The organism is Leclercia sp. UBA5958 (assembly GCF_002430365.1).
Classification (GTDB): domain Bacteria; phylum Pseudomonadota; class Gammaproteobacteria; order Enterobacterales; family Enterobacteriaceae; genus Enterobacter; species Enterobacter pneumoniae.
Genome location: NZ_DJCE01000012.1, coordinates 277,728 through 301,292 on the forward strand (window position 1 = coordinate 277,728; position 23,565 = coordinate 301,292).

Annotated in this window: 23 protein-coding genes; 13 read left to right on the forward strand and 10 right to left on the reverse strand. The window is 60.6% G+C overall.

The features are described from left to right. Window positions 1-190 precede the first annotated feature (190 nt). From B2Q93_RS19635 to B2Q93_RS19655, 5 genes are read left to right on the forward strand one after another with little or no spacing between them, the layout of a single operon-like run. On the forward strand, window positions 191-1,432 hold the full coding sequence (locus tag B2Q93_RS19635; RefSeq protein ID WP_040078607.1) for an MFS transporter: 1,242 nt from the start codon (window positions 191-193) through the stop codon (window positions 1,430-1,432). A 17-nt stretch (window positions 1,433-1,449) separates the two neighbouring features. Then, complete coding sequence (locus tag B2Q93_RS19640; RefSeq protein WP_046886459.1) at window positions 1,450-2,601, forward strand: mandelate racemase/muconate lactonizing enzyme family protein; 1,152 nt, start codon at window positions 1,450-1,452, stop codon at window positions 2,599-2,601. Next, window positions 2,595-3,491, forward strand: coding sequence for a dihydrodipicolinate synthase family protein (locus B2Q93_RS19645; protein ID WP_286934146.1), 897 nt, complete (start codon window positions 2,595-2,597; stop codon window positions 3,489-3,491). The genes B2Q93_RS19640 and B2Q93_RS19645 overlap by 7 nt, the downstream gene beginning before the upstream one ends. Continuing rightward, complete coding sequence (locus B2Q93_RS19650) at window positions 3,488-4,381, forward strand: 2-dehydro-3-deoxygalactonokinase (RefSeq protein ID WP_286934147.1); 894 nt, start codon at window positions 3,488-3,490, stop codon at window positions 4,379-4,381. Before B2Q93_RS19645 ends, B2Q93_RS19650 begins: the two co-directional genes overlap by 4 nt. Continuing rightward, window positions 4,371-4,967, forward strand: a complete 597-nt coding sequence (locus tag B2Q93_RS19655; RefSeq protein ID WP_286934149.1) for a 2-dehydro-3-deoxyphosphogluconate aldolase — start codon at window positions 4,371-4,373, stop codon at window positions 4,965-4,967. Before B2Q93_RS19650 ends, B2Q93_RS19655 begins: the two co-directional genes overlap by 11 nt. Here B2Q93_RS19655 and B2Q93_RS19660 read toward each other — a convergent pair. Next, a complete protein-coding gene (locus B2Q93_RS19660; RefSeq protein WP_212478291.1) occupies window positions 4,950-5,639 on the reverse strand; it encodes a helix-turn-helix domain-containing protein in 690 nt (229 codons plus the stop codon). The two genes, B2Q93_RS19655 and B2Q93_RS19660, sit on opposite strands and share 18 nt — an antisense overlap. Before the next feature lie 641 nt (window positions 5,640-6,280). Here B2Q93_RS19660 and B2Q93_RS19665 point away from each other — a divergent pair. Next, the gene (locus B2Q93_RS19665) at window positions 6,281-6,736 is read left to right on the forward strand and encodes a hypothetical protein (RefSeq protein WP_286934151.1); all 456 of its coding nucleotides are present in this window, start codon (window positions 6,281-6,283) and stop codon (window positions 6,734-6,736) included. Window positions 6,737-6,867: 131 nt separating this feature from the next. Here B2Q93_RS19665 and B2Q93_RS19670 read toward each other — a convergent pair whose 3' ends face one another. Genes B2Q93_RS19670 through B2Q93_RS19685 form a run of 4 tightly spaced genes read right to left on the reverse strand, consistent with a single transcriptional unit; the run spans window position 6,868 to window position 11,613 of the window. Further along, on the reverse strand, window positions 6,868-7,689 hold the full coding sequence (locus B2Q93_RS19670; protein ID WP_040077361.1) for an alpha/beta fold hydrolase: 822 nt from the start codon (window positions 7,687-7,689) through the stop codon (window positions 6,868-6,870). 29 nt (window positions 7,690-7,718) lie between these two features. Then, entirely contained in the window at window positions 7,719-9,329 is a 1,611-nt protein-coding gene (locus tag B2Q93_RS19675) for an MFS transporter (protein WP_286934153.1), read from the reverse strand. Beyond that, on the reverse strand, window positions 9,326-9,739 hold the full coding sequence (locus B2Q93_RS19680) for a DoxX family protein (RefSeq protein WP_040077359.1): 414 nt from the start codon (window positions 9,737-9,739) through the stop codon (window positions 9,326-9,328). The genes B2Q93_RS19675 and B2Q93_RS19680 overlap by 4 nt, the downstream gene beginning before the upstream one ends. Before the next feature lie 2 nt (window positions 9,740-9,741). Further along, a complete protein-coding gene (locus B2Q93_RS19685) occupies window positions 9,742-11,613 on the reverse strand; it encodes an amidohydrolase (RefSeq protein ID WP_046886467.1) in 1,872 nt (623 codons plus the stop codon). Between the two features lie 232 nt (window positions 11,614-11,845). Here B2Q93_RS19685 and B2Q93_RS19690 point away from each other — a divergent pair, with 232 nt between their 5' ends. From B2Q93_RS19690 to B2Q93_RS19710, 5 genes are read left to right on the forward strand one after another with little or no spacing between them, the layout of a single operon-like run. Then, window positions 11,846-12,538 carry a hydrolase gene (locus tag B2Q93_RS19690; protein ID WP_046886468.1) on the forward strand — a complete coding sequence of 231 codons (693 nt, stop codon included), beginning with the start codon at window positions 11,846-11,848 and terminating at the stop codon, window positions 12,536-12,538. Between the two features lie 59 nt (window positions 12,539-12,597). Beyond that, window positions 12,598-12,807 carry a DUF1427 family protein gene (locus B2Q93_RS19695; protein ID WP_046886469.1) on the forward strand — a complete coding sequence of 70 codons (210 nt, stop codon included), beginning with the start codon at window positions 12,598-12,600 and terminating at the stop codon, window positions 12,805-12,807. Further along, on the forward strand, window positions 12,804-13,061 hold the full coding sequence (locus tag B2Q93_RS19700) for a DUF1427 family protein (protein ID WP_286934156.1): 258 nt from the start codon (window positions 12,804-12,806) through the stop codon (window positions 13,059-13,061). The genes B2Q93_RS19695 and B2Q93_RS19700 overlap by 4 nt, the downstream gene beginning before the upstream one ends. A 26-nt stretch (window positions 13,062-13,087) precedes the next feature. Then, the gene (locus B2Q93_RS19705) at window positions 13,088-13,456 is read left to right on the forward strand and encodes a response regulator transcription factor (RefSeq protein WP_046886471.1); all 369 of its coding nucleotides are present in this window, start codon (window positions 13,088-13,090) and stop codon (window positions 13,454-13,456) included. A 56-nt stretch (window positions 13,457-13,512) separates the two neighbouring features. Beyond that, window positions 13,513-19,077, forward strand: a complete 5,565-nt coding sequence (locus B2Q93_RS19710) for a trifunctional serine/threonine-protein kinase/ATP-binding protein/sensor histidine kinase (protein ID WP_286934158.1) — start codon at window positions 13,513-13,515, stop codon at window positions 19,075-19,077. On the opposite strand, the gene B2Q93_RS19715 is transcribed toward B2Q93_RS19710, so the two are convergent. The 4 genes from B2Q93_RS19715 to B2Q93_RS19730 all read right to left on the reverse strand — a co-directional run bounded on the left by B2Q93_RS19715 (window position 19,069) and on the right by B2Q93_RS19730 (window position 21,609). After that, the gene (locus B2Q93_RS19715; protein WP_207292901.1) at window positions 19,069-19,686 is read right to left on the reverse strand and encodes a response regulator transcription factor; all 618 of its coding nucleotides are present in this window, start codon (window positions 19,684-19,686) and stop codon (window positions 19,069-19,071) included. The genes B2Q93_RS19710 and B2Q93_RS19715 overlap by 9 nt on opposite strands. A 198-nt stretch (window positions 19,687-19,884) precedes the next feature. Continuing rightward, on the reverse strand, window positions 19,885-20,271 hold the full coding sequence (locus B2Q93_RS19720) for a VOC family protein (RefSeq protein ID WP_286934160.1): 387 nt from the start codon (window positions 20,269-20,271) through the stop codon (window positions 19,885-19,887). A gap of 1 nt (window position 20,272) precedes the next feature. Continuing rightward, window positions 20,273-21,430, reverse strand: a complete 1,158-nt coding sequence (locus B2Q93_RS19725; protein WP_286934163.1) for an MFS transporter — start codon at window positions 21,428-21,430, stop codon at window positions 20,273-20,275. Next, window positions 21,427-21,609 carry a hypothetical protein gene (locus B2Q93_RS19730; protein ID WP_286808431.1) on the reverse strand — a complete coding sequence of 61 codons (183 nt, stop codon included), beginning with the start codon at window positions 21,607-21,609 and terminating at the stop codon, window positions 21,427-21,429. Before B2Q93_RS19730 ends, B2Q93_RS19725 begins: the two co-directional genes overlap by 4 nt. An 86-nt stretch (window positions 21,610-21,695) precedes the next feature. Between B2Q93_RS19730 and B2Q93_RS19735 the strand changes: the two genes are divergently transcribed. Further along, window positions 21,696-22,466, forward strand: coding sequence for a DeoR/GlpR family DNA-binding transcription regulator (locus B2Q93_RS19735; RefSeq protein WP_286934165.1), 771 nt, complete (start codon window positions 21,696-21,698; stop codon window positions 22,464-22,466). 62 nt (window positions 22,467-22,528) lie between these two features. Next, entirely contained in the window at window positions 22,529-23,137 is a 609-nt protein-coding gene (locus tag B2Q93_RS19740; protein WP_040077345.1) for an ATP-dependent Clp protease proteolytic subunit, read from the forward strand. On the opposite strand, the gene B2Q93_RS19745 is transcribed toward B2Q93_RS19740, so the two are convergent. Continuing rightward, window positions 23,134-23,565, reverse strand: a complete 432-nt coding sequence (locus tag B2Q93_RS19745; protein WP_286934167.1) for an IrmA family protein — start codon at window positions 23,563-23,565, stop codon at window positions 23,134-23,136. The genes B2Q93_RS19740 and B2Q93_RS19745 overlap by 4 nt on opposite strands.

A 23,565-nucleotide genomic window follows, 5' to 3' on the forward strand; every position in this document is an offset into this window, starting at 1 on the left:
ATGCTCTTCACGCTCCCGCACCCGCCGCTCGCCAGCCTCTCTGCTTTCTCTACACTCAGCCCATTCATAACAAACACAACACACACCTTGCCTGACACCGGGAGGTTACATGGCTAACACCGATTCTGAATACGCGGGTGGTTACGCGTCTGCCGGGCCGCACGCACCCGCCCAGAGCAGAACCAAAATGATGCTCTCGGCGGGCATTGGGCATTTTATTGAGTGGTTCGACTTCGGCCTTTACGGCACCCTGGCGGCGATTATAGCCAGCAACTTCTTCGCCAGCGGCGATCCGGTTATCGCTCTGCTGAAATCCTTCGCCGTTTTTGGCTCCGGCTTTCTGATGCGTCCGCTCGGCGGGCTCTTCTTTGGCTCGATGGGCGACCGGCTCGGGCGGCGTAAGGTGCTGGTGACGGTGATCGTCATTACCTCATGCTCGACCTTTGTAATGGGCATTTTGCCCACCTGGCATCAGGTCGGTATGCTCGCCCCGGTGCTGCTGGTGCTCACCCGCCTGGTGCAGGGCTTTGCCGCCGGGGGCGAAAGCTCCGGCGTCATCACTTACCTGGCAGAGAGCGCCAAACCCAATCGTCGCGCCACGCTTACCTGCTGGAGCGAAAACTTCAGCTTTATGGCCTTTGTCTGCGGCTCGGGGCTGGTGCTGATCCTCACCCACACCCTGGGCGAAACGGCCATGAACGAGTGGGGCTGGCGCATTCCGTTTCTGCTGGCCGCGCCGCTGGGGTTAGGCGGGCTCTATATGCGCCGCAATATGGCCGACTCGGCGGAGTTTCATAAGCTCAAGGCCACCGGCAAGCTGGAAAAAGCGCCCCTGCGTAAATCGCTCTCGACCTCCTCGCGCGCCTTGCTCTTCTGCACCGGCTTCGTGGTGGTGAAAGCGGTCAGCAGTTGGGTGCTGCAATCCTTTATGCCGGGCTATCTCTCCACCCATTTGCACTACAGCAAAACCGACGCCTACCTCATCACCACGCTGGGGTTGCTTAGCGTGGCGGTCTGTATGCCGATTACCGGCTATCTGTCGGATCTCTGGGGGCGGCGGCCGATGATGTTACTGGGCTGCGGCGGCTTTATTTTGCTCACATGGCCGGCGATGCTGGTGATGAGCCAGGGCTCGGTGGGCACCTCCATTGCCGCTATGAGCATGCTGGGTGTCTTTGTCGCCATGTTTAACGGCGGCTGCGGCGCGGCAATGGTCGAACTCTTCCCCACCGCCATTCGCTACGGCAGCATCGCCATCGCCTACAACCTCACCGTGGCGGTGTTCGGCGGGGTTACGCCGCTGGCCTCCGCCAGTCTGATCTCGTTAACCGGCGATCCACTCTCACCCGCGTGGTATGTGATGTTCGCCGCGCTGATCTCCTTTATTGCCGTGTGGCTGGCGAAAGAGACTGCCGGCAAAGTGCTGGATTAACCTCACCCGGAGTTGTCATGAAGATCCAAAATGTTGAATGTTTTCCACTGAAGATCACCCCCGCGCAGGCCTATCTGGGGGGCAGCGCCGAGGGGCACGCCAGCGATTACTACTATCGCCCGGAGTACCGCTGCGTCTACTCGCGCAAAATGGAGACCTGTCTGGTCAAAATCACCACCGAAGAGGGCTGCGTCGGCTGGGGCGAGGCGCTGGCGCCGGTGGTGCCGCAGGTGATCGCCGAGCTGATCACCCAGCTCTTCGCCCCTCTGCTGCAGGGGCAGTCCCCCTTCGCAAGCGGGGTGCTGAACTCCCGCATGTACGATGCCATGCGCGATCGCGGCCATATCACCGGCTACCACATTGATGCCCTGGCCGCCGTGGATATCGCCCTCTGGGATCTGAAAGGCAAGCTGCTCGGTCTGCCGGTCTGGCAACTGCTGGGCGGCGCGTACCGCGACACCATTCCCTGTTACGTGTCGGGGCTGCCGGAGCCGGATCTGCCCGCGCGCTGCGCGCTGGCGAAACGCTGGCAGGAGAAGGGCTTTAACGCGGTGAAGCTGGCGCTGGGCTACGGCGTGCGGGAAGACATCGCCAACGTGCGGGCGATCCGCGAAACTCTGGGTGCAGAGGCGCAGATCTTCCTCGATGCCCACTGGAACTACAGCGTGGCCGAGGCCGCCGAGCTGGCCGGGGCGCTGCGTGAATTGGGCGTCGGTTTTCTTGAAGCGCCCTTGTTGCCGGAGGACGTGGCCGGACACCGGGAGCTGCGGGCCAAAAGCCCGGTGGCGATTGCGCTGGGTGAAACCGAGCGTACCCGCTACCAGTTCAAACCCTTTATCGAGCAGCGCGCCGCCGACATCCTCCAGCCGGACGTGGGTCGCACCGGTATTAGCGAACTGATGCACATCGCCTCGCTGGCAGAGACCTGGAACCTGAAGGTCGCCCCGCATCTCAGCGTGGGCCTGGCGCCGTGCATCGCCGCCTCGCTGCATGTTGCAGCCGCTATTCCCAATCTTTACATGCTGGAGTATCAACCTCCCGTCTTTGAGATTGCCAACCAACTGCTTACCACGCCGCTGCGCTGCCAGCAGGGGGCGTATCAGCTACCGCAGGGGCCGGGGCTGGGTATCGACATCAATGAAACCGCCGTCAGGGAGGCGACATGTTAAAAGGCAACGTACCAATTCTGGCCACCGCGTTTGATGCGCAGGGCAACGTGGATTTCACCTCGATGGAGCGGCTGGTGAAATTCCTGCTGCAACAGGGCATCGATGGGCTGGCGCTGTTTGGCAACGCCTCCGAGGGCTACGCCCTGACCCAGGACGAAAAAGAGGCGCTGTTCGCCTGCGTGAAAAATCTCACCGGCGATCTGCCGCTGGTGGCCGCCGCCGGGGGCGCCGCTGCGGCGGTCGCTATCGAAGAGATTACGCGGGTGCAGCGCTGGGGGGCGCAGGTGGCAATGGTTAACCCGCCTGCCGTCATCAAGCCCGGTCCTGAGGAGATTGTCCATTTCTACCGGGATATTTGTGAGGCCTGCGACATCGACATCATGATCCAGGACGCGCCGCTGATGACCGGGGTGAACATCCCGGTGCCAACCCTGGTGACGCTCTGCCAGTCGTTTGCCGCCATCAAGTACATCAAGGTGGAGCAACCGCCCACCACGCTGAAAATCACCGCCCTGAAGCAGGCGCTGGGGGATAGCGTCGGGCTGTTCGGCGGCCTGAACGCCGGTTTTCTCTATGAAGAGCTGCGGCGCGGGGTGATCGGCACCATGCCCGCCTGTGAATTCCCGGAGGTCATCAATATGATTTTGCAGGCCTGGCAGCACGACCCGCGTGAAGCGCAGTCGCTCTTTTACCGCTATCTGCCTTTCCTGCGCTATGGCGTGCAGCCGGGGATTGGCGTGGCCATTCATAAAACCGTGCTCTACCGGGCGGGGATCTTCGCCACTGACGTGGTACGTGAGCCGGCCAAAGGGCTGGATGCGGTCACCCGGGATGAACTCCAGGATCTCACCGACGCGCTGCCGCTGGCCGTCTTTGGAGCGCGGGTATGAACTACATCGCCGTCGACTGGGGTACCAGCAACTTTCGGGCCATCAGCGTGCGTGAGGGCAAGGTGATCCGCACCGTGCAGGCGAGTTGCGGCGTGGCGAGCTGCGAGCGCGCCGCGCTGCCCGCGATTTTGCGCCAGCAATTACAGCGGCTGGAGGAGGCCTGGGACCCGCATCTGCCGGTGCTGCTGTGCGGCATGATCGGCAGTAACATCGGTATTGCCGATGCGGGCTACATGACGTTGCCGCTCAGCTTTGGCGATCTGCTGGGCAAGGGGCGCGAGTTACCCGGCATCCTGAGCAATCCGCTCACCCTGCGGCCCGGCATTAGCGATCCCCGGGTGAACGAAATTTGCCGTGGCGAAGAGATGCAGTTGGCCGGGGGCATTGTCCTGACGGATGCCAGCACCTTTGCCGCCGTGGGCACCCACAGCAAATGGATGACCCTCAACCGCCAGCAGCAGCAGGTGACGGGCCTGCGTACCCTGATGACCGGCGAGCTCTATCACCTGGTTCTGAACCAGTCGGTGGTGGGCAAAGGGCTGCCGACGCAGATAACCTCCGCCACCGCCTTCAGCGAGGGTGTGGCCGTGGCGCAGACGATTGAGGCCGGGCAGGCGGAGCTGGCCAGCGAGCTATTCCGCTGCCGGGGTCGTTACATTCTGGGCGAGCTTGATCCGGCCTTCGCCGCCAGCTGGCTCTCCGGCCTGCTGATTGGTCATGAGATCCTGCGCGGTCATCCGGTCACTGAGCCTGTCTGCTTTATCGGGAGTTCCGCTTTGCTACCTCTCTACCAACAGGCGTGTGAGCAGACCGGGCTCCCCTGCACCACGCTGGCAGCCGAAACCGCACTGATCGCCGGGCTGAACGAGGTATTTCGTCATGATGGCTGAGGCGCACATTATTGCTATTTTGCGCGGCATAACCCCTGCGGAGTGCGTGGAGCATGTGGCCTGCCTGCGCGATTACGGCATCTCCACCGTTGAAATCACCACCAATTCCCCGGAGTGGGTCACCAGCCTGCAACGGCTGGACGAGGCCTTTGGCGACGAGGTCACGGTGGGGGCGGGCACGGTGTTAACCCCTGAGCAGGTGAATACCTGTGCCGCCGCCGGGGCGAAATTTATCCTCACCCCGAACCTCGATCTGCGGGTGATTGGTGCGGCCAAACGCCAGGGGCTTGCGGTATGCGCCGGGGTGATGACCCCCAGCGAGATCTTCACCGCCTGCGAGGCGGGAGCCGACGTGCTGAAGATCTTCCCGGCCAGCGCCGTGCCGGAAAATTATCCGCAGATGATCAAGGGGCCGCTATCGTTGCCGGTGCGCTTTTCAGCGGTAGGGGGCGTGGACATGGACAATGCGGCCGCCTACCTGCGTTATTACGACAACGTGGGGATAGGCAGCGCGCTCTACCGGCCGGGGCAGCCGGTCACCACCACGGCCGCGCGCTGTGCGCGATGGCTAGAGAGCAGGCCGTGAGGCGCCGCTGATTTTACGCGCGGCGGAGATCAGAAAATGGCGTAGTTTGTCGATATCCAGCTTATCGCCCTGAATGTTGGACAGGGCGATGGCGGCCTGCATACCCGGAATAATGCAGGCCATCCGGTAATCCGTTTCATTGAAGGTTTTACCAAATACCTGATGCCGCCGGGCCTCTTCGATGTCGCGTTTCAGCAGCTGATAGTCATGCACCCCAAGACGCGCCACAATCTCTTCATCACTCATTGCCGACAGCAGCTTGATGCCAATGACCGAGTCATGCACCGGATACGATTCATAGTTTCCGATAGCGCGGGCAATGCTTTTTCCCCCGCGGGTATGGATGAGATAGACCACGTTTTTACCGCTTAACACGCCCACCACAATCGACACCGAATGGCTGCCGGTCTCCTCCAGCATCTCCAGCACGGCGGTGTAAAACGCAGAATTATGGATCGCATTCGCCGAAAGCCGGTGGATACCCATCCCCAGGCTGTACTTACGTCGGGCATCCTGCTGCACCATCTCCAGCGCCAGCAGGGTCTGCATCAGGCGGGAGATCTTAGCCGGATCCAGATCCAGCGCGCGGCCAATTTCGCGAATGCCAAACGCACGGTTGCCCGTCGCCAGCAGATTCAGACAACGGAATGCGTCAAAGACGGTGCTGTTCATGTCACCTTCCGGGGAAACTTTTCAAAGCGTTAAGTGTAAGGGGGGCGGGGCGGGAAACCTGGCGTCGGGTGCGATAAGTGTGAGGGCGGCAGGAAAAAAAAGAACCGGGCCCCGGTCAGCACTTACAGCAACCCTGAGCAATGGGATGTCCCTCATTCTCCGTTTAGTGCCGCTATTGTTCTGTACGCCACACCCCAGAACGAAAACATCATTTTCTTTCCCCTTGAAAGGATCAACGGTCCGTATATGTCGTTACTGCCCTTCTTTAATCGTTTTCGTTTCGGGCGAGGAGCAGCCTGTCGCCATGTTTTTTATTTGTGATGGCTATATTACGTAGAAATGAAATCGCTTCTGCGCAGGAATTCCAATTTAACTACTATATTCAGGGTCGGGTTAAAATCCTAATCATCAAGTCTGGCATAGACAAAGATAAATTAGCCTGAGTACCATCAGATCTTTACGCTTATAAGGGCATTTATCGTGAGCTCAAGGAAAGATATAAGAGATGGTGCTGACTTCGAACATTCATTGAGTGCACTGGTTTATAGCGATGTGCTTACTCCCAGGGTCGATTTTATCTCTGATATCGTCAATGCACTGACAGAAATTAATACAGCATTCGGTTAAGCAGGAACTGAATAATGCTCTCCATTTTTGCGAAGTTCTTTATGAGTGCATCTTTTACAGCATTAATTTTATGCGGGCTATTTGTCTACCTCATCGCATCGAGTATAAATACGGCAACTGTTTATAAAGAAACCGAGCGCTATAATTATTACTCTCTCACCTACAAGGAAATTAAAAACGCACCGAGAATTTCCCAACATTATTATTTCGAATCTCAACCCGGCGACGGAAACGCACCATCAAATACTATTATATTTAAACAGGCTACTCATCCCGAACCGCTTCGAGCCTACCTGGGAAGTTTAGGGTATGTCAGAGAGCAGCGCAGGCTGCGTGGAATGGAAGTGTGGTGCCAGCCGAACAACGAGGGCACACATCGCTTTTATTTGTACGTTAATAAGCAGGCTAAAGAAGTGACACTAACCTCTATAAAAGAGCACTCCCCATGCCCCACGCCAGCAGCCACCTGACCTTCGCTGCCAGCTACCTGATGGCAAACATCATCTTAAGGCGCGGGTAATTTGCCCGGCAGCGCTGCGCTTGCACGGGCCGACAAAATCGCCTGGCCGGGATCGCTCAGCATCACCCGGCCTCAACAAACTTACAGCGACTGCACAAACGCCAGCAGATCTTCGTTCAGCTGGTCCTGATGGGTCAGGGCAAAGCCGTGCGGGGCGTTGTCGTACACTTTCAGCTGGGCATTGCTAATCAGCTCTGCCGCCACTTTACCGGTGGTGTCAAAAGGCACGATCTGGTCGTTGCTGCCGTGGATCACCAGCGTAGGCACGTCGACTTTCGCCATATCGGCGCGGAAGTCAGTCTCGCCGAAAGCGGTCACGCAATCGATGGTGCCTTTCAGGGAGGCCAGCAGCGCAATGTTCAGCGTCTGGGTCAGCGCACCCTGAGAGACGGTCTGCCCGGCGTTGGTGCCGTAGAACGGGGTGGCGAAGTCGCTGATAAACTGGGCGCGATCTTTACGCAGTCCGTCGCGAATACCGTCGAATACCGACTGATCCACACCCTGCGGGTAAGAGTCCGATTTACCGAAGATCGGCGTAACGGCACCCAGCAGCGCCAGTCCGGCCACGCGGTCTGTGCCGTAGGTGCCGATATAACGGCTGACGTCGCCGCCGCCCATCGAGAAGCCCACCAGCGTCACGTCGCGTAGATCCAGCGCGGTGATCAGGTCGTTGATATCCGATGCAAAGGTATCGTAATCGTAACCCGTCCACGGCTGATCCGAACGGCCAAAGCCGCGACGGTCAAAGGCGATGGCGCGATAGCCACGCTCGGCCAGATAGTTCAGCTGGCTGTCCCACATATCCGCATCCAGCGGCCAGCCGTGGCTGAACAGAATCGGTTTACCCGCACCCCAGTCTTTGTAGTAAATCTGCGTGCCATCTTTCGCTTTAATCGTCGCCATAGTCTTATCCTCACGTGTGGTTGTGTTTTTTATACCGGCGCCACCAGGTAGCGGGTCGCCGGAGGGGTATCGCCCTGATGGAAAGCCAGTACGCGGCTTTGCAGCAGGTGGTCGTTCATGGTGTGGCGCTCCTGCAGGCGCAGGTGTTCAACCCAGGAGCCCAGCAGCCAGGTCTCGATATAGAGGCCCGGTCGATCGATATCCTCATACACGGCCCAGCTCATGGCGCCCGCGCGGCGGCGCACCCGGCGCAGCTCGTGGACCGCCTGCAGGAAATCGCTTACCGCTTCAGGATCGATCTGGTATTCACAGGAGACCAGCACCGGGCCGCGTTCGTTGGGAATGCGCTCCCGCGCGTCGTCGGCAATCAGGCCGCTGGTATCGAGGTTTAGGTTCGGATCTTTCTCCAGCTTCCAGCACAGCACCGTGGCGCTCGCCAGCAGCATGCCGATTGTCGCCACGCAGAGTGACGTGGCGGTGTTGGTGTGCGAAGCAATCTGTCCCCAGATGGCGCTGCCTGCGGTCATCGAGCCGAAGAACACCGTCAGATAGACCGCCAGCGCCCGGGCTTTTACCCAGCGGGCGGCACTGCGCTGCGCCCCCAGATTCAGGGTCGAAAGCACGGCAATCCACGCAAAACCGGTGAAAAACTCAAACAGGTTCAGCAGCCAGAAGTGGCGTACAAAGGCCAGCGCCAGCATGGTGAGGGCGAAGACCAGGCTTGCCGCCACCATCAGCCGATCGGCGTTCAGACGCTGGCGCAGGCGCGGCAGCAGCACCGCCCCGGCAATCGCTCCCAGCCCGATGCAGGCCAGCATAATGCCGTACCCCGCCGGGCCGAGGCCCAGCTCCCGGCGTGCCACCAGCGGCAGCAGCGCCCAGCCCGCGCTGGCAAAGAAGAAGAACGCCACGGTGCGGATCAGTACGTTACGCAGCACCGGAGCGGCATGGACATAGCGCACCCCGGCGCGCACCGCCGAGAAAAAGTGCTCCGGCGGCAGACGCTGCACGCTGGCGGCAGGCTTCCAGCGCCACAGTACCCAGGCCACCCCCAGCACCGACAGGGCGTTGAGGAGAAACACCATCCACGGCCCGGCCAGCGAGAGCAAAAAGCCCCCCAGCGCCGGACCAATGGCACGACTGATGTTCACCCCCAGCGAGTTAAGCGCAATGGCCGGGCCCAGCTCGGCCTTGCTCACCAGATCCGGTACTACCGCCTGGAACGGCGGTGAACTCATGGCGCTGCCGACGCTCAGCAGAAACGCCGCCACCAGCAATACGGTCGGCGTCACCTGGCCGGTAAACGACAGCACCGTCAGCCCCGCCGCCGCGATAAACACCCACAGCTGCGAAAAGAGCAGGTATTTACGCCGGTCGACGATATCGGCCATCACCCCGGAGGGGAGGGCGAAGAGGAACATCGGCAGGCTGCTCGCCGCCTGCACCAGCGCGATATTCAGCGGATCGGCGCTCAGCGTCAGCATGCTCCAGTTGACCCCCACGTCGCTCATCCATGAGCCGACGTTCGATACCACCGTGGCGATCCACAGCATGCGGAAGACCCGCTGGTGCAGTGGCTGCCAGGTGGAGATCGTCGGGGCAGGCGGATGCTCAATGTGCGCGTCGGTCACCTGCGTCATGCGAACCTCTCGCTCACGCGCGGGCGGAGCCGCCAGCCACCAGGGCCGGTGATCGCCAGCGTGGTGAAGATGATCAGCAGCAGCCAGCCGAACTGCCCCTCGGCAATCGACCAGCCCGGATGCACCACCAGCATCGCCACCAGCAGCACGGCGATAATCGGCAGACAGGCCAGGCGCGTCGCCACGCCGAACAGGATCAGGATCGGGCAGATCACTTCTGCCACGATCGCCGGGATCAGGCTGAAATAGGGCCCAAAGCCAAAGGGATCTTCAATACGCGTCAGCTCTTCGCTGAAGTGCAACACTTTCGGCAGGCCGTGAACATAGAGCAACAGCAGGCTGCCGGTGATGCGCAGGAAGAACAGCCCCAGGTCTAACCGGGGCAGGGTGTCAGTTTTTGAATTGATCATGATTAAAACGCGAAGCAGCTGCAGCCCAGCGCCCCCCAGAATGCGTTATCGTCGGCCACCGGCATCTCTGCCGTGCGGGCAAAATCATGGGCGTGGTTGTGCACGCCGCACGGGCCGCTGCAGTGGTGCACAGCGCTCATTCCTACGCGGGCCGCCTGTGGCGGCGCGGAGCGGTAGTGACCCGGCACCTTCACCACCGGTGACCACTCTGGCAAGACCGGGATAGCCGGCGGAGCCAGTGGGCCGAAGCTGCCTGCGGCATAGACGATATTGCCATCCACCACCGTCAGCACCGACTCAATGCCCTTGATCTCCTCTTCCGGCACGCGGAAGAAGTCTTTGCTCAGCACCGCCAGGTCGGCGAGCTGGCCTGCTTTGATCTGCCCTTTCTGGTTCTGCTCGTTCGAGAACCAGGCGCTGCCCTGAGTCCAGAGCATCAGGGCGGTGTCGCGATCGAGGCGGGCGCTGTGATCATACATCTGCATGCCGCCGACGGTACGGCCAGAGACCAGCCAGTAGAGCGCGGTCCACGGGTTGTAGCTCGCCACGCGGGTGGCGTCGGTGCCCAGGCCCACCGGTACACCGGTTTCCAGCATGCGGGTCACCGGCGGGGTGTGGCGCACCGCTTCCATACCGTAACGCTCAGCGAAATACTCACCCTGGAAGGCCATACGGTGCTGCACGGCGATGCCGCCGCCCAGCGCTTTGATACGATCGATGTTGCGCTGGGTCACCGTCTCGGCGTGGTCAAAGAACCAGTGCAGGCCATCGAACGGGATGTCACGGTTCACCTTCTCGAAGACGTCCAGCATGCGGCTGATGGACTCGTCGTAGGTGGCGTGCAGGCGGAACGGCCAGCGGTGTTCGACCAGGTGGCGCACCACGCGCTCCAGTTCGTCTTCCATGCCGGGGGCCAGATCCGGACGCGGTTCGAGAAAATCTTCGAAATCCGCCGCCGAGAAGACCAGCATCTCCCCCGCGCCGTTATGGCGGAAGAAGTCGGTGCCCTGGCCCGGCTTGAGCATATCGGTCCATTTCTCAAAGTCTTCCAGCTCGTGGCCCGGACGCTGGGTAAAGAGGTTGTAGGCGATACGGATCGTCATCTGCTTTTTCTCGTGCAGCTCGGCGATCACCTCGTAGTCTTCCGGGTAGTTCTGGAAACCGCCGCCCGCGTCGATGGCGCTGGTCAGCCCCAGACGGTTGAGCTCGCGCATAAACTGGCGGGTGGAGTTCACCTGCTGATCCAGCGGCAGTTTTGGTCCTTTGGCCAGCGTGGCGTACAAAATCATGGCGTTCGGACGGGCAATCAGCATCCCGGTCGGGTTGCCGTTGGCGTCGCGCTGGATCTCACCCCCCGGCGGATTCGGGGTATCTTTGGTGTAGCCCACCACCTTCAGTGCCGCGCGGTTGAGCAGGGCGCGGTCGTACAGGTGCAGGATAAAGACCGGGGTATCCGGCGCAGCCTCGTTGATTTCATCCAGGGTCGGCATCCGGCGCTCGGCAAACTGGAACTCGCTCCAGCCGCCCACCACGCGCACCCACTGAGGCGACGGCGTGCGCAGGGCCTGCTCTTTTAACATCCGCAGAGCATCCGCCAGCGAGGGTACCCCCTCCCAGCGCAGCTCGAGGTTATAGTTCAGGCCACCGCGAATCAGGTGCAGGTGAGAATCGTTCAGGCCGGGAATGGCGGTGTGGCCCTTCAGATCGACCACTTTGGTGGCGTCGTCGTGGTACTGCATCACCTCGGCAACGGTTCCCACTTCAAGGAATTTACCGTCGCGGATAGCGACCGCTTCGGCGAGGGGGTTTTCACGATCGACGGTATGAAACTGACCATTGACCAGAATCAAATCTGCTTTAGCAGAGGAAGTCATAACGGCTCCTGACTGAGAGAGGAAATATCAGGATTATTGGAACCAGTTACTGAAAAAAACCAGTTATACAATGGGATAGGTATACCAAAGTATAACTATACCCGCGTATAGCTATACGAAAGGGTAGTTATACCAAGAGATAATTACGCCAGACGAGAGGGAGGAATAGGATGCAGCCAGCTTCCCGTCACATCGCGACGGATTTCACCTGCAAACCTCACTGGATACCATTATGTCTAACTCAAAACTCGAAGTGTTAACCCCGGATAACTGCCAGATGATCTTCATCGACCAGCAGCCGCAGATGGCGTTTGGCGTGCAGTCTATTGATCGTCAGGTTCTGAAAAACAACGTAGTAGGGCTGGCTAAGTCGGCCAAAGTCTTCAACATCCCGACCATCATTACTACCGTTGAAACCGAAAGCTTCTCGGGTAACACCTTCCCGGAGCTGCTGGACGTCTTCCCGGGGAAAGAGATCCTTGAGCGTACCTCCATGAACTCCTGGGATGACCAGAAAGTGCGTGATGCCCTGAAAGCTAACGGCAAGAAGAAGGTGGTGGTATCCGGTCTGTGGACCGAAGTGTGCAACAACACCTTCGCTCTGTGCGCCATGCTGGAAGGTGACTACGAGATTTATATGGTGGCGGACGCCTCGGGCGGCACCTCTAAAGAGGCGCACGACTACGCGATGCAGCGCATGATCCAGGCCGGCGTGATCCCGGTAACCTGGCAGCAGGTGATGCTGGAGTGGCAGCGTGACTGGGCGCGTAAAGAGACCTACAACGCGGTGATGGATATCGTGCGTGAGCACTCCGGCGCCTACGGCATGGGTGTGGACTACGCCTACACCATGGTGCACAAAGCGCCATCTCGCCAGAAGAGCGAGCACGAAACCCTGGCGCCAGTACCGGCTCCGGTTCGCTAAGTTTTCAGCGGCAGGCTGGGCCCTCATCCGGCCTGCTTCTGACCTCTCTGGAGTTCATCATGAGTACTGGGTTAATTTCCCTCGCGGCAGGCGTGCTTATCGGCCTGCTTTACGCGCTGCTGAAAGTGCGATCTCCCGCGCCGCCCGCGCTGGCGCTGATTGGCCTGCTGGGGATGCTGGCAGGTGAGCAGGCGACCCGTCATTTTCTGCATGCCGATGAGACGGCACAAAAAGCGCCCGTTACCCTCTCAACAGGAGCCTCGTCATGAAAGCCTGGGTTGTTTCCCTGCTGTGTGGAATGTTGGCAGGCGTGATTTATGCCGCTATTGATGTACACTCCCCGGCGCCCCCTATTGTCGCGCTGATGGGGCTGTTTGGCATGCTGGTGGGTGAACAGCTGATCCCGATCGGCCGCCGTCTGCTGAGTCGTCAGTTGACGTTGACGTGGTTTCGTCATGAGTGTGTACCCAAAATTAGCGGCACTGCGCCTCCTCCGCGTCCCGGCGACGGTAGCGAGGGATAATCACGTCCAGTTTGAGGAAAGCGAGCATGCCGCAGCGCATAGCTATCATTGATGATGAACGCTCTGTCCGCAGTGGGTTAAGCAACCTGCTGCAGTCTGAAGGGTATGCCACCGAGACCTTTGACTCCGCAGAGGGGTTTCTCAGCCATCCTACCATTCTGGCGGAGATCGCCCTGGTGGTTGCCGATATCCGGCTGCGGGGCATGACCGGCATCGAAATGGTAGAGAAGCTACAGCTGATCGCCTCCGTCCCGCCGCCTGTCATTCTTATTTCTGGTCATGCAGATGACAACATGCAGCGCTACGCTATGCATTCAGGAGCCGTGGCGTTTCTGCCCAAACCGATAAACATTGATGTTCTGCTGGCGCACATCGCGCACGCCCTGCAGACCTGAAAACCCTGTACCGCACCCCCACGAGAACCATTAATGAAGAAAAATAAGGAACGTGGATGAACAACCCATCGCTGCCTGCCCCTGAGAATCTCTCTGAGGGGCAGGCTTTTGTGCTTAAAGAAGACGTCATTTTTACGCCGCTGGGACAGGAGGGTAGCCTCTGCTGGCTGAACGCACGCCTGCCTGCCTCCGGCGGCGCGTTTATCATCGCGACCGCCGTCAGTGATGAGGAAGAGGCCAGCGCAACGCGCCTGCTGCGCAATGAGTTTGCCCTGCGTGAGTACCTGAGCGACGACTGGGCCGTGCGCCCGGTGGCCAGCACGCAATATCACGGACGCTTTGCCCTGGTTTATGCCCCCTTCGCCTTTGTGCTGCTGACCCGCAGGGTCGGCACGCCGATGGCCGGCATGCAGCACTTTCTCGATCTGGCGATCCGCATCTGCCTCCCCCTGCGCCTGATGCACCTGCGCAACCTGGTGCACGGGGATATCAAGCCCGGCAATATTTTTATCGATGACGAACATCGCTGCCGGCTGGGGGGCTTTGGCCTGTCGTCCGGTGGCGCAGAGGATCTCAGCCAGACGCGGCTGTCGGTGACCGGCGGCACCCCCGCCTATATGTCACCGGAGCACACCACCCGCACCCACAGAGCGGTGGATAGCCGCAGCGATCTCTATAGCCTCGGCGTCGTGCTCTACGAACTGCTGACCGGCAGCCTGCCCTTTGAGCTGGGGGGCCAGGATCAGGGCAAGTGGGCTCACTACCACATCGCCTCTGAGCCCCGGGCGCCGGGGGCCGTCTTGCCCGGTATTCCGGCCATGCTCTCGGCTATCGTCCTTAAGTTGCTGGCGAAAAGACCCGAGCACCGCTATCAGACCGTGGACGGGCTGATAGCCGATCTGCGCCGCTGCCAGGCGACCCTGAGCGACGACGGGGATATCGCGGCCTTTACCCCCGGCCTGCAGGATCGCTCCCCGGCCTTTTATCTGACCGATACCCTCTACAATGCCCATCCCCAGGCGGCGGAGCTGCTTAACGCCTTTGATCGGGTGTGCCGCGATAACCTGGCCGGGCTGGTGACCATCAGCGGCCCGTCGGGGATTGGTAAATCGTCGCTGATCGCCTCGGGGTTGAAGGCGCTTCAGCACCGCAACGTGCTGCTGGCGGTAGGCAAGGTGGATCAGTTTTCTCCCGCGCTACCCTATGCGGCGCTCACCTCGGCGTTTCGCGCCCTGGCGCTGCATCTGCTGGGCTTGTCCACCGAGGAGGTGGCCCAGTGGAAAGTTCGCCTGTCGCGCGATCTGGAGGGCTATGAAACCTTAGCCGTCGGCCTGGTGCCGGAGCTTGGCCTGCTGCTGGATAACAAACCGCGTTTCTCCAGCGATACCTTTTCGACCGATGCCCGGGCGCGCTTTAGCCAGATGGTGCTGGCGCTGGTGAAAGCTTTTGCCAGCCAGGGCTGCCCGCTGGTGCTGCTGCTGGATGATATCCACTGGATAGATCCCGCCAGCCTGCAGATCCTGCATGACCTCCTGACCAGCGGCAGCACCCTCCCCATGCTGATGGTGGTTGCGTATCGGGATGACAGCGCGCATGAGCCGTCGCTGGCCAATTTGCAGCGCGCATCGCGCAACACCGTCGAGCTGCGCCCGGAGGCGCTGTCGGTGAAGGCGGTCTCGCGCTGGCTGGCCGATATTTTCCATACCCGCTCGGCCAGCACCGCCGATCTGGCGGGGCTGATTCACGAAAAAACCGGCGGTAATCCGCTGTTTGTACATGAGTTTTTCCGCCGCATCGTTGATGACGGGCTGGTGACGCACAATAAGTATCAGGACCGGTGGTGCTACGATCTTGAGGCCATCCGCGCCCGGCACTACACCGAAAACGTGGTCACGCTGGTGTTACAGCAGCTGGAGGAGATGCCGGAAGAGACCCGCCATCTGCTGGGGAGTATCGCCTGCCTGGGCGGCAGCGGCGAGCTGGAGATGGTCTGCCGCGTGGTGGGGATGTCTGTCGCGGAGATCCGCTATGCCCTGCACCCGGCGGTGACTGCGCAGCTGATCGCCCTCAGCGACGGGGACTATGCCTTTATTCACGACCGGGTCCAGGAGGCCGCGTTTGCGCTGCTGGATAACGAAGAGAAGAGCCGCCTGCACCTGACCACCGCCTGCGTGCTGGCGGAGTCGGCACGCCAGGCGGCAGGCAACGAGATCCTGTTCCGCGCCGTCCACCACGTCACGGCGGCGCTGGACTGCATTCAGCCCGCCCCTGAGCGGCAGAAGTTCCGTGAGCTGAGCCTGCTGGCTGCCCGCCGCGCCAGGCGCTCGGGCGATTACCGGTCGGCCCTGAGCTATATTCAGACCGCCCGCGCGCTGGGTAACGCCGGGAGCGTGCGCGATGTGGCGCTGGATCTCGAAGAGGCCGGGTGCGAGTTTGCCCTGGGCAATCTCGACATCACCCGCAGGCTGTGCGATCGCATTCTGGGTGCCCCGGGCGGGTTAACGGAAAAAGCGCTGGCGGCCAACCTGCTGGCGGAAGTGTATATGCGACAGTCCGACAACCGGCTGGCGCTGGAGGCGGCGCTCTGCTGGCTGGCGGTCTTTGGTATTCACGTTAGCCGCTATCCCGATGACGCCGAGTGCGACGAGGCCTGGCATAGCCTGTGCCGCCGCGTGGGGGACAATCCGGATCGCCATTTTCGCGGACTGGCGCGCAGGGATGACGACGAAACCGACGCGGTGATGAACCTGCTCAACAGCGCCAGTCTGTTCGCCAGCTTTACCCACCCGCGCCTGCACTTTCTTTTACTGTGCCGGATGATGGCGCTCACGCTGGATCGCGGTATCACCGGCGCCTCTACCACGGCGATGGCCTGGTTTGGCGTGCTGATTGGCCAACGTTATGCGGAGTATCGCCTTGGGTTCCAGTACGGCACCCTGGCGCGGGAGCTGGTCAACCGTCACGGCTACGACGCCTTTGAAGCCAAAACCCTGCTGGCGCTGGACCAGCTCAGCGTCTGGACGCAGCCGCTCTCATACACCATTGAGTGCGCCAAAGCCTGCTTTACCTCTGCCGTGACCCACGGTGACATGACGATGGCCTGCTTTGCCGCCTGCCATCAGGTGATCAACTTCCTGACCCGGGGCGATCACCTCGACGCCGTGCTGACCAGCATTGAGCGTGGCCTCGCTTACGTGCGCAAAACCCATTTCCAGGATGTGGAGGCCACCCTGCTGATTCAGCGCCACTATGTGGAACATTTGCGCACCCCGGTGGAGGGGCAGTGGAGCGCGGCGCAGGTCTTGCCGGAATCTTTGCTGCCCGCCGCGCCGGGACAGGCGTCGGAACAGACTTCAACCATGCTGTTCTGGTTCTGGCTCTACCGGGGCATGGCCCATTTCGCCTGTCGCGAATACCCGCAGGCGGCGGAAAACCTCGAAAAGGCCGGGCAGTTTGCCTGGTCTGCGCCGGGGCATATTCACCTGCTGGATTACCATCTCTACAGCGCGCTGGCGCTCTCGCAGCAGCTGACGCCGGAGACTTTCTCGGCCGATCTTCGCCGCCAGATCCATCTTCACTATGACAAGATCGCCCTCTGGGCGCGCATCAATCCGGGCACCTTTGCCGATAAAGAGGCGCTGATCTACGCCGAGATCGTACGCCTTGATGGCATGAACAGCATCGCCCTGGAGCAGTATGAGAAGGCGGTGCGCCTGTCGCGCGAGGCGGGCTTCAGCCCGTATAACGCCATGGCCCACGAGCTGGCAGGGCGATTTGCTCACGCCTGCGGTTACCCTACCGCCGCCGACGCCCACTTCCGTGGCGCGTTAACGGCCTGGGGTCGGGCCGGGGCGCAATCCAAAATGCGTCAGCTGGAGCAGGATTTCCCCTATCTGCTCGCCTCCGGACAGGCGAACGCCTGGGACACGGTGGCCTTTGCGCGCAATGAAGAGATCCGCGATCTGCAAAGCGTGATCAAGGCGTCGCGCGCGCTGTCGGAGGAGATCAACCTCGAACGGCTGATCGAAACCCTGATGACCATTCTACTGGAGCGTGCTGGCGCCCAGCGCGGCTTGCTGATCCGCGTGGGCGAGAACACCATTCCGGAGATCGAGGCCAGCGCCATCACCTCGACGGACGGCGTGCGGGTGCGGATCATGAAAGACGTGCCGACGGCCTCCGATATGCCACTCACTGTGCTGGCGGCGGTGATCCGCACCGGCCAGGAGATCCACACCGGCAAGCCGGAAGCATTTCACCCCTTTAGCCAGGATCCCTATCTGGTCACCTCTGGCGCGGCGGTGATGTGCGTGCCGATGTTTAAACAGGCGCGGCTGGTGGGGGTGTTGTACCTGGAAAACCGCCTGATGCCGGAAGTCTTTACCGTTGAACACTCCCGCGTGGTAAGCCTGCTGGGGGCGCATGCGGCCATCTCGCTGGAGACCGCCCGCCTGTACGCCGAGCTGGTGGAGGAGAACATTCAGCGCCGCCGGGTCGAGAAGGAGCTGCGCGCCAGCCAGACCTCACTCATGCTCGGCGAGCAGATTAGCCACACCGGAAGCTGGCGCTGGGAGCTGCAGCAGGATCTGATGTTTATGTCCGAAGAGTATGCGCGCATCCTCGGCCTGCCTGAAAAGCAGAAGATGATCTCGATGGCGGAGTTCCTGACCTTTGTTCATCAGGATGACTATCCGCGCATCAGTACCCTGGTCACCGAGAGTGTGCGCGACGGCCTGACCATGCGCGCCGAGTTCCGAATTATTCGCGCCGACGGCGCCACCCGCACCATTCTGGGGATTGGCGATCCGGTGGGCGTGGGGAGCGAGGTGAACGAATATTTCGGCATCATCACCGATATCACCAGCCAGCGTATGGCCGAAGACGCCATGCGCGTGGCGCAGGCCGATTTAGCCCGCGTCTCGCGTGCCACCACCGTCGGGCAGTTGTCCTCCTCTATCGCGCATGAGATCAACCAGCCGCTGATGTCTATCGTCTCTAACGCCGGGGCGAGCCTGCGCTGGCTCAATCGCGATCCGGCCCGGCTGGATAAGGCGCGGATGGGGCTGGAGGAGATCATCTCCGAGGGGGAGCGGGCAGGGGAGATCATCCGCAGCCTGCAATCCCTTACCCGCCGGCAAGATCCCACCTTTGCCCGCCTCGATCTGCACCATGCGATCCGCCATATCATCACCCTGTCGCGCAGCGAACTGGAGCAGCGCCGTATCAACGTCAGCTATGAACTGGCGGCGGAAAACAGCTTTATCATGGGCGATAGCGTGCAGATCCAGCAGGTGCTGCTGAACCTGGTGATGAACGCCGTGGAGGCGATGGCGGACGTCACGGAGCGGCCGGGCACTCTGGTTCTCTCGACCTCGAACCCCGAGGAGGGGCTGGTGAGATGTGAAATTGCCGACAGCGGGACCGGTATTGAACCGGCGCTGATGGAGCGCATTTTCGACTCATTCTGGTCCACAAAAGCGCAGGGGATGGGGATGGGGTTGACCATCAGCTACAGCATTATTGAACGCCACCGGGGCAAGCTGACGGCCCGCCACCGCGATCCCCACGGCAGCGTGTTTGCCTTTACGCTGCCCTTGGCAAGCGGCGAGGCGTTACTCTGACGGCAGGCTTATGGTCAGGCGCTCTGCGGCCCTGACCAGGTCTGCCAGCGAGCGGGCCTGCATCTTATCCATCACCCGGCGGCGGTGGACTTTGACCGTGATTTCGCTCACCCCCAGCTCGGCGGCAATCTGCTTGTTCAGCAAGCCGCTGATGGCCAGCTGCAGCACCTCTTGCTCGCGCGGGGTAAGGGAAAGATGGCGCTGCTTCAGGGAGTACTGCTCGCGTAGCTGGAGCGCGTTGTCCTGCGCCAGCTTTAGCGCGTCGCCAATCGTATTCAGCAGGTCGTTCGATGCCACCGGCTTGGTGAGGAACTCATAGGCCCCGCCTTTCATCGCCTTCACGGTCATCGGGATGGTGCCATGGCCAGTAAGATAAATAATCGGAATTTCGCGCCCGCTGGCCTTCAGGGCATCTGCCACTTCAAAGCCGCTGATGGCGGGCATCTGCATATCCAGCACCACGCAGGAGGGGAGATCTTCGAAAGGGTGTTGCAGAAAAGATTCCGCCGAGGAGAAGGCAATCGCATTCAATCCGGCAGATTCCAGCAGCCCGACCACGGACCGCCGGACAGCATGATCATCATCGACGACGTAGACAATGTGTTCCATTAATAACCCCAATGTTTCAGCCTGATAAAGATGAGAGGATTTCGTACAGCGTGAAAACCGCGCCTTTATCGATGCTGGTCAGGCGGCAGTTTTATGAACGCATTAATTTTAACACATTAATTATCATTATCATTTAACAATATGATAACCGTATGAATGTCGGGGAAGAGATAATTTTGGCGTGTAAAAAAGGGGGAATTACTCCCCCACCAGCTCAATTCTGTTGCCGTCCGGGTCGGCGATAACCGCTTCATAAAATCCGTCGCCGGTCATTCGCGGAGGGCTGAGCAGGGTCCCGTTAAGACGCGCCTGCGCCGCCATCCGATCCACATCGGCTTTGCTGCCCACGTCCAGGGCAATATGCGCCCAGCCGATAAACTCCGCATGTGGCGGAGCATCCGGCAGATCCGGCACCGTCATCAGCTCAACGGTGGGGCCGTCGGCCAGAGTAATAAAGTGCGAGGCAAATCCCGGCCGATTTTTACTGAGATAGCGGTCGTTGCTGCGCCCGTTAAATACCTGCTGCCAGAAGGAGACCTGAGCCTCCAGGTTGCGGGTCCAGAGTGCGACATGTGCAATTTTCATCTTATCCCTCACGTTGCGCGTGTTGACCCGAGGTGACCGTCAGGGAAAGCCCTGCCACAACCAGCATCAGGGCCATAATGATCATAAAGGCCTGAGTTAACGAGGTGGTGTGGGCGACATAGCCAATCACCGCCGGCCCGGCCAGGACGCCGAGATAACCCAGGGTGGTGATGGCTGGCACCGCCACCGACTGCGGCATCCGGTTCTGGCGGCCCACGGCCGAGAACATCACCGGCACAATATTGGCGCAGCCTGCGCCAATCAGCACGTAGCCCAGCAGCGCCAGCTGCCACACCGGCACGAGGGTCACTATCGCGAAGCCGAGGGCCGCGACGAGGGCGCCGCCCACCACCGCACGCGGTGCGCCAATGCGGGCAATGAGCTTATCCCCGGTTAAACGCAGCAAGGTCATCGCCACCGCGAAGCAGGTAAAGCCCAGCCCACCCAGCGACTCCGGCACGCGACGCACCTCCGTCAGGTAGACCGCGCTCCAGTCGAGCACCGTCCCCTCGGCGAGAAAGACCGCGAAGCAGACGACGCCAATCAGTAACACCACGCCACGCGGTATCGCAAAGGCCGGGCCAGAGGCCGGGTTAGCCCAGGGTAATAACCCTTTCAGGCTGGCGGCGAGCATGATCGCCACGCTCAGAATAATGATCAGGCAGGCGAGCGGCGCGCTGGCCCCGAGCGTCAGCAGCAGGGTCATCGCACCGGCGCCGGCGATACCGCCCACGCTGTACATCCCGTGAAAGCCCGACATCACCGGGCCAGGCGCGTCGCGCTCAACGATAATGGCCTGAATGTTCATCGCGCAGTCGGTTACCCCCACCCCCACGCCAAACAGCAGCAGCGCGGCGGCCAGCAGCGGCGGACTGGTGATCATCGCCAGCAGCGGTGTGGTCAGAATCACCATAGCCAGCGCGGTCACTATCACCTTGCGGCAGCCGTAACGGCTGGTGAGCATCCCGGTAAGCGGCATCGCCACCAGCGCCCCCATCCCCAGGCAGAGTAGCAGGGAACCCAGGGTGGCTTCGTTAACACCGGTATTGGCTTTGGCATAGGGCACCAGCACCGCCCAGGTGGCGGTGACGTAGCCGGCAATAAAAAAGACGATCCGGGTGGCGAGGCGATGAACCGGGCCTGTGGTCTGCAAACTCATTTAACATCCTTATCGGGTCGGGGGAGGGCCGGGCTGGCGCTACGTAAAAGGGGGGAGCCGGACGCGTCGCGCCCTACGCGCTCTTCGGCGCGGGCACCGGGGGCGGCAGGCTCAAAAAAGAAGCCATCGTGCGGCCTGGTGGCGGGCACTTGTTGGCGGTAATCATCATCGCGCTTCATGGTGACGCTCCAGTGATTGACAGGGTGAGCCTCTATGCAACATCATGCTCACTATTGCTCGATTTAAAAAATTAACAAGGCTATTTATGCTCGATTATGCAGCTTTTCCGGAACAACGACAAGATCGGATCCGCCAGATCCTGCAACAACAGGGCAGAGTGGTATGCGCCGAGCTGGCGAAGCAAATGAAGGTCTCTGAGCACACGATTCGCCGGGATTTACAAGAGCTTAGCAAAGAGGGGAACTGTAAAAAGGTTTACGGCGGCGCGGTATTACAGCTGGCCGACGCAGGCACGTTTATCAGCCGCGAGCAGCAGAATCATGCCAAAAAAGAGCAGATCGCGCAGAAAGCGGCAACCCTGGTGAAGGCGGGAAGCTGCCTCTTTATGGATACGGGCACCACCAACCTGGCGCTGGCCAGAGCCCTTCCGGCCGATCTGGCCCTGACCGTGGTGACTAACTCCCCGGCCATTGCCGCCGAACTGCTGCGCCACCCCCTGTGCGAGGTGATTATCACTGGCGGGCAGATCCAGCGCGCCTCAGGCGGAACGGTGGACAGCACCGCCACGCGCCAAATCCAGGGCATGATCTTCGATCAGGCTTTTATCGGCGGCTGCGCCATGGATCCGGAGATGGGGCTGACCGGCTTCGATTTTGCGGATTGTGCGTTTAAAAAAGCGGTGATCGCCCAGAGCAATCAGACCCTGGTGGCACTCACCACCGATAAAATTCCGGGCGTAGCGCGCTTTGTGGTGGCGACATGCAGCGATATCGACGTGCTGGTGGTGGAGGCGGATCTGGATAGCGACGTCATCGCTGCGTTTGCCGCGCAGGAGGTGCGGATCGTCAGCGCCTGATGCCATGCGACACGAAACGGGCTACACTCAGTTTTTAGCGCTAAAAGCCGAGGAAGAGAGCCATGTATTACGCACAGAATAAAGATCATGATGAGACGACCAAAGAGAACGAAACCGGCAGCAGCGCGCTGATTCAGCAGAAGATGTTGGCGTCACGTTCGATCGTGATCTCCGGGGAGATCAACCAGGCGCTGGCCGAGAAAGTGGTGAGCCAGCTGATCCTGCTGCAAAGCATCAATAACGATCCGATTAAGATCTACATCAACAGCCAGGGCGGCCACGTGGAGGCGGGAGATACCATCCACGACTTCATTAAATTTATCCGCCCGGAAGTGCACGTGATTGGCACCGGCTGGGTCGCCAGCGCGGGCATCACCATCTTCCTCGCCGCTAAAAAAGAGCATCGTTATACCCTGCCCAATACCCGCTTTATGATTCACCAGCCGCTGGGTGGGGTGCGTGGGCAGGCAACGGATATCGAGATCGAAGCGCGGGAGATCATCCGCATGCTGGAGCGCGTGAATAAGCTGATTGCCGATGCCACCGGGCAGCCGCTGGAGAAGGTGAAAAAGGACACCGACCGTAACTTCTGGATGTCGCCGTCTGAAGCGCTCGATTACGGCATAGTGGGTAAGATCATTACCCACTTTGATGAGCTGAAGCTGGATTAACCCTGCTTATCCGCCTGCGTATTGATAAGCCTGAAGGGCTTAAAATCGCGGATCTGCAGATCGCTCAGCGGTAGCGGCTGTTTCTGCTGGCCAGAAACCCGCGCCAGGGAGGTGAAGCGTACGGTGAGGTCATCTTCACACACGGCTTCACCTTCCAGAAAGGTCGTCTGATAGCGGGTGGCTTCGGCATCGCCGAAGGCATCCACATTCAGCGTATCGGACGCGATGACCACCCCCTTCGCATTGACCAGCTCGACGCCTATCTCTAGCGGGCCAGTCTCCTCCATGCCGCTATCCAGCATAAAGGTGGCGCTGCACATCCCCTGATTTGCCCAGACGGTGTTTGAGTGCCAGATTTCCAGCGCGCTGGCGGGCGCGGCGGTGACCAGGCAGGCGAGCAGGGCACCTGCTTTCAGTTGTTGTTTCAT

Coding starts and splice junctions, on each gene's coding strand:
- B2Q93_RS19635 (WP_040078607.1), top strand. CDS start 191: ATGCTCTCGGCGGGCATTGGGCATTTTATTGAGTGGTTCGACTTCGGC.
- B2Q93_RS19640 (WP_046886459.1), top strand. CDS start 1,450: ATGAAGATCCAAAATGTTGAATGTTTTCCACTGAAGATCACCCCCGCG.
- B2Q93_RS19645 (WP_286934146.1), top strand. CDS start 2,595: ATGTTAAAAGGCAACGTACCAATTCTGGCCACCGCGTTTGATGCGCAG.
- B2Q93_RS19650 (WP_286934147.1), top strand. CDS start 3,488: ATGAACTACATCGCCGTCGACTGGGGTACCAGCAACTTTCGGGCCATC.
- B2Q93_RS19655 (WP_286934149.1), top strand. CDS start 4,371: ATGATGGCTGAGGCGCACATTATTGCTATTTTGCGCGGCATAACCCCT.
- B2Q93_RS19660 (WP_212478291.1), bottom strand. CDS start 5,639: ATGAACAGCACCGTCTTTGACGCATTCCGTTGTCTGAATCTGCTGGCG.
- B2Q93_RS19665 (WP_286934151.1), top strand. CDS start 6,281: ATGCTCTCCATTTTTGCGAAGTTCTTTATGAGTGCATCTTTTACAGCA.
- B2Q93_RS19670 (WP_040077361.1), bottom strand. CDS start 7,689: ATGGCGACGATTAAAGCGAAAGATGGCACGCAGATTTACTACAAAGAC.
- B2Q93_RS19675 (WP_286934153.1), bottom strand. CDS start 9,329: ATGACGCAGGTGACCGACGCGCACATTGAGCATCCGCCTGCCCCGACG.
- B2Q93_RS19680 (WP_040077359.1), bottom strand. CDS start 9,739: ATGATCAATTCAAAAACTGACACCCTGCCCCGGTTAGACCTGGGGCTG.
- B2Q93_RS19685 (WP_046886467.1), bottom strand. CDS start 11,613: ATGACTTCCTCTGCTAAAGCAGATTTGATTCTGGTCAATGGTCAGTTT.
- B2Q93_RS19690 (WP_046886468.1), top strand. CDS start 11,846: ATGTCTAACTCAAAACTCGAAGTGTTAACCCCGGATAACTGCCAGATG.
- B2Q93_RS19695 (WP_046886469.1), top strand. CDS start 12,598: ATGAGTACTGGGTTAATTTCCCTCGCGGCAGGCGTGCTTATCGGCCTG.
- B2Q93_RS19700 (WP_286934156.1), top strand. CDS start 12,804: ATGAAAGCCTGGGTTGTTTCCCTGCTGTGTGGAATGTTGGCAGGCGTG.
- B2Q93_RS19705 (WP_046886471.1), top strand. CDS start 13,088: ATGCCGCAGCGCATAGCTATCATTGATGATGAACGCTCTGTCCGCAGT.
- B2Q93_RS19710 (WP_286934158.1), top strand. CDS start 13,513: ATGAACAACCCATCGCTGCCTGCCCCTGAGAATCTCTCTGAGGGGCAG.
- B2Q93_RS19715 (WP_207292901.1), bottom strand. CDS start 19,686: ATGGAACACATTGTCTACGTCGTCGATGATGATCATGCTGTCCGGCGG.
- B2Q93_RS19720 (WP_286934160.1), bottom strand. CDS start 20,271: ATGAAAATTGCACATGTCGCACTCTGGACCCGCAACCTGGAGGCTCAG.
- B2Q93_RS19725 (WP_286934163.1), bottom strand. CDS start 21,430: ATGAGTTTGCAGACCACAGGCCCGGTTCATCGCCTCGCCACCCGGATC.
- B2Q93_RS19730 (WP_286808431.1), bottom strand. CDS start 21,609: ATGAAGCGCGATGATGATTACCGCCAACAAGTGCCCGCCACCAGGCCG.
- B2Q93_RS19735 (WP_286934165.1), top strand. CDS start 21,696: ATGCTCGATTATGCAGCTTTTCCGGAACAACGACAAGATCGGATCCGC.
- B2Q93_RS19740 (WP_040077345.1), top strand. CDS start 22,529: ATGTATTACGCACAGAATAAAGATCATGATGAGACGACCAAAGAGAAC.
- B2Q93_RS19745 (WP_286934167.1), bottom strand. CDS start 23,565: ATGAAACAACAACTGAAAGCAGGTGCCCTGCTCGCCTGCCTGGTCACC.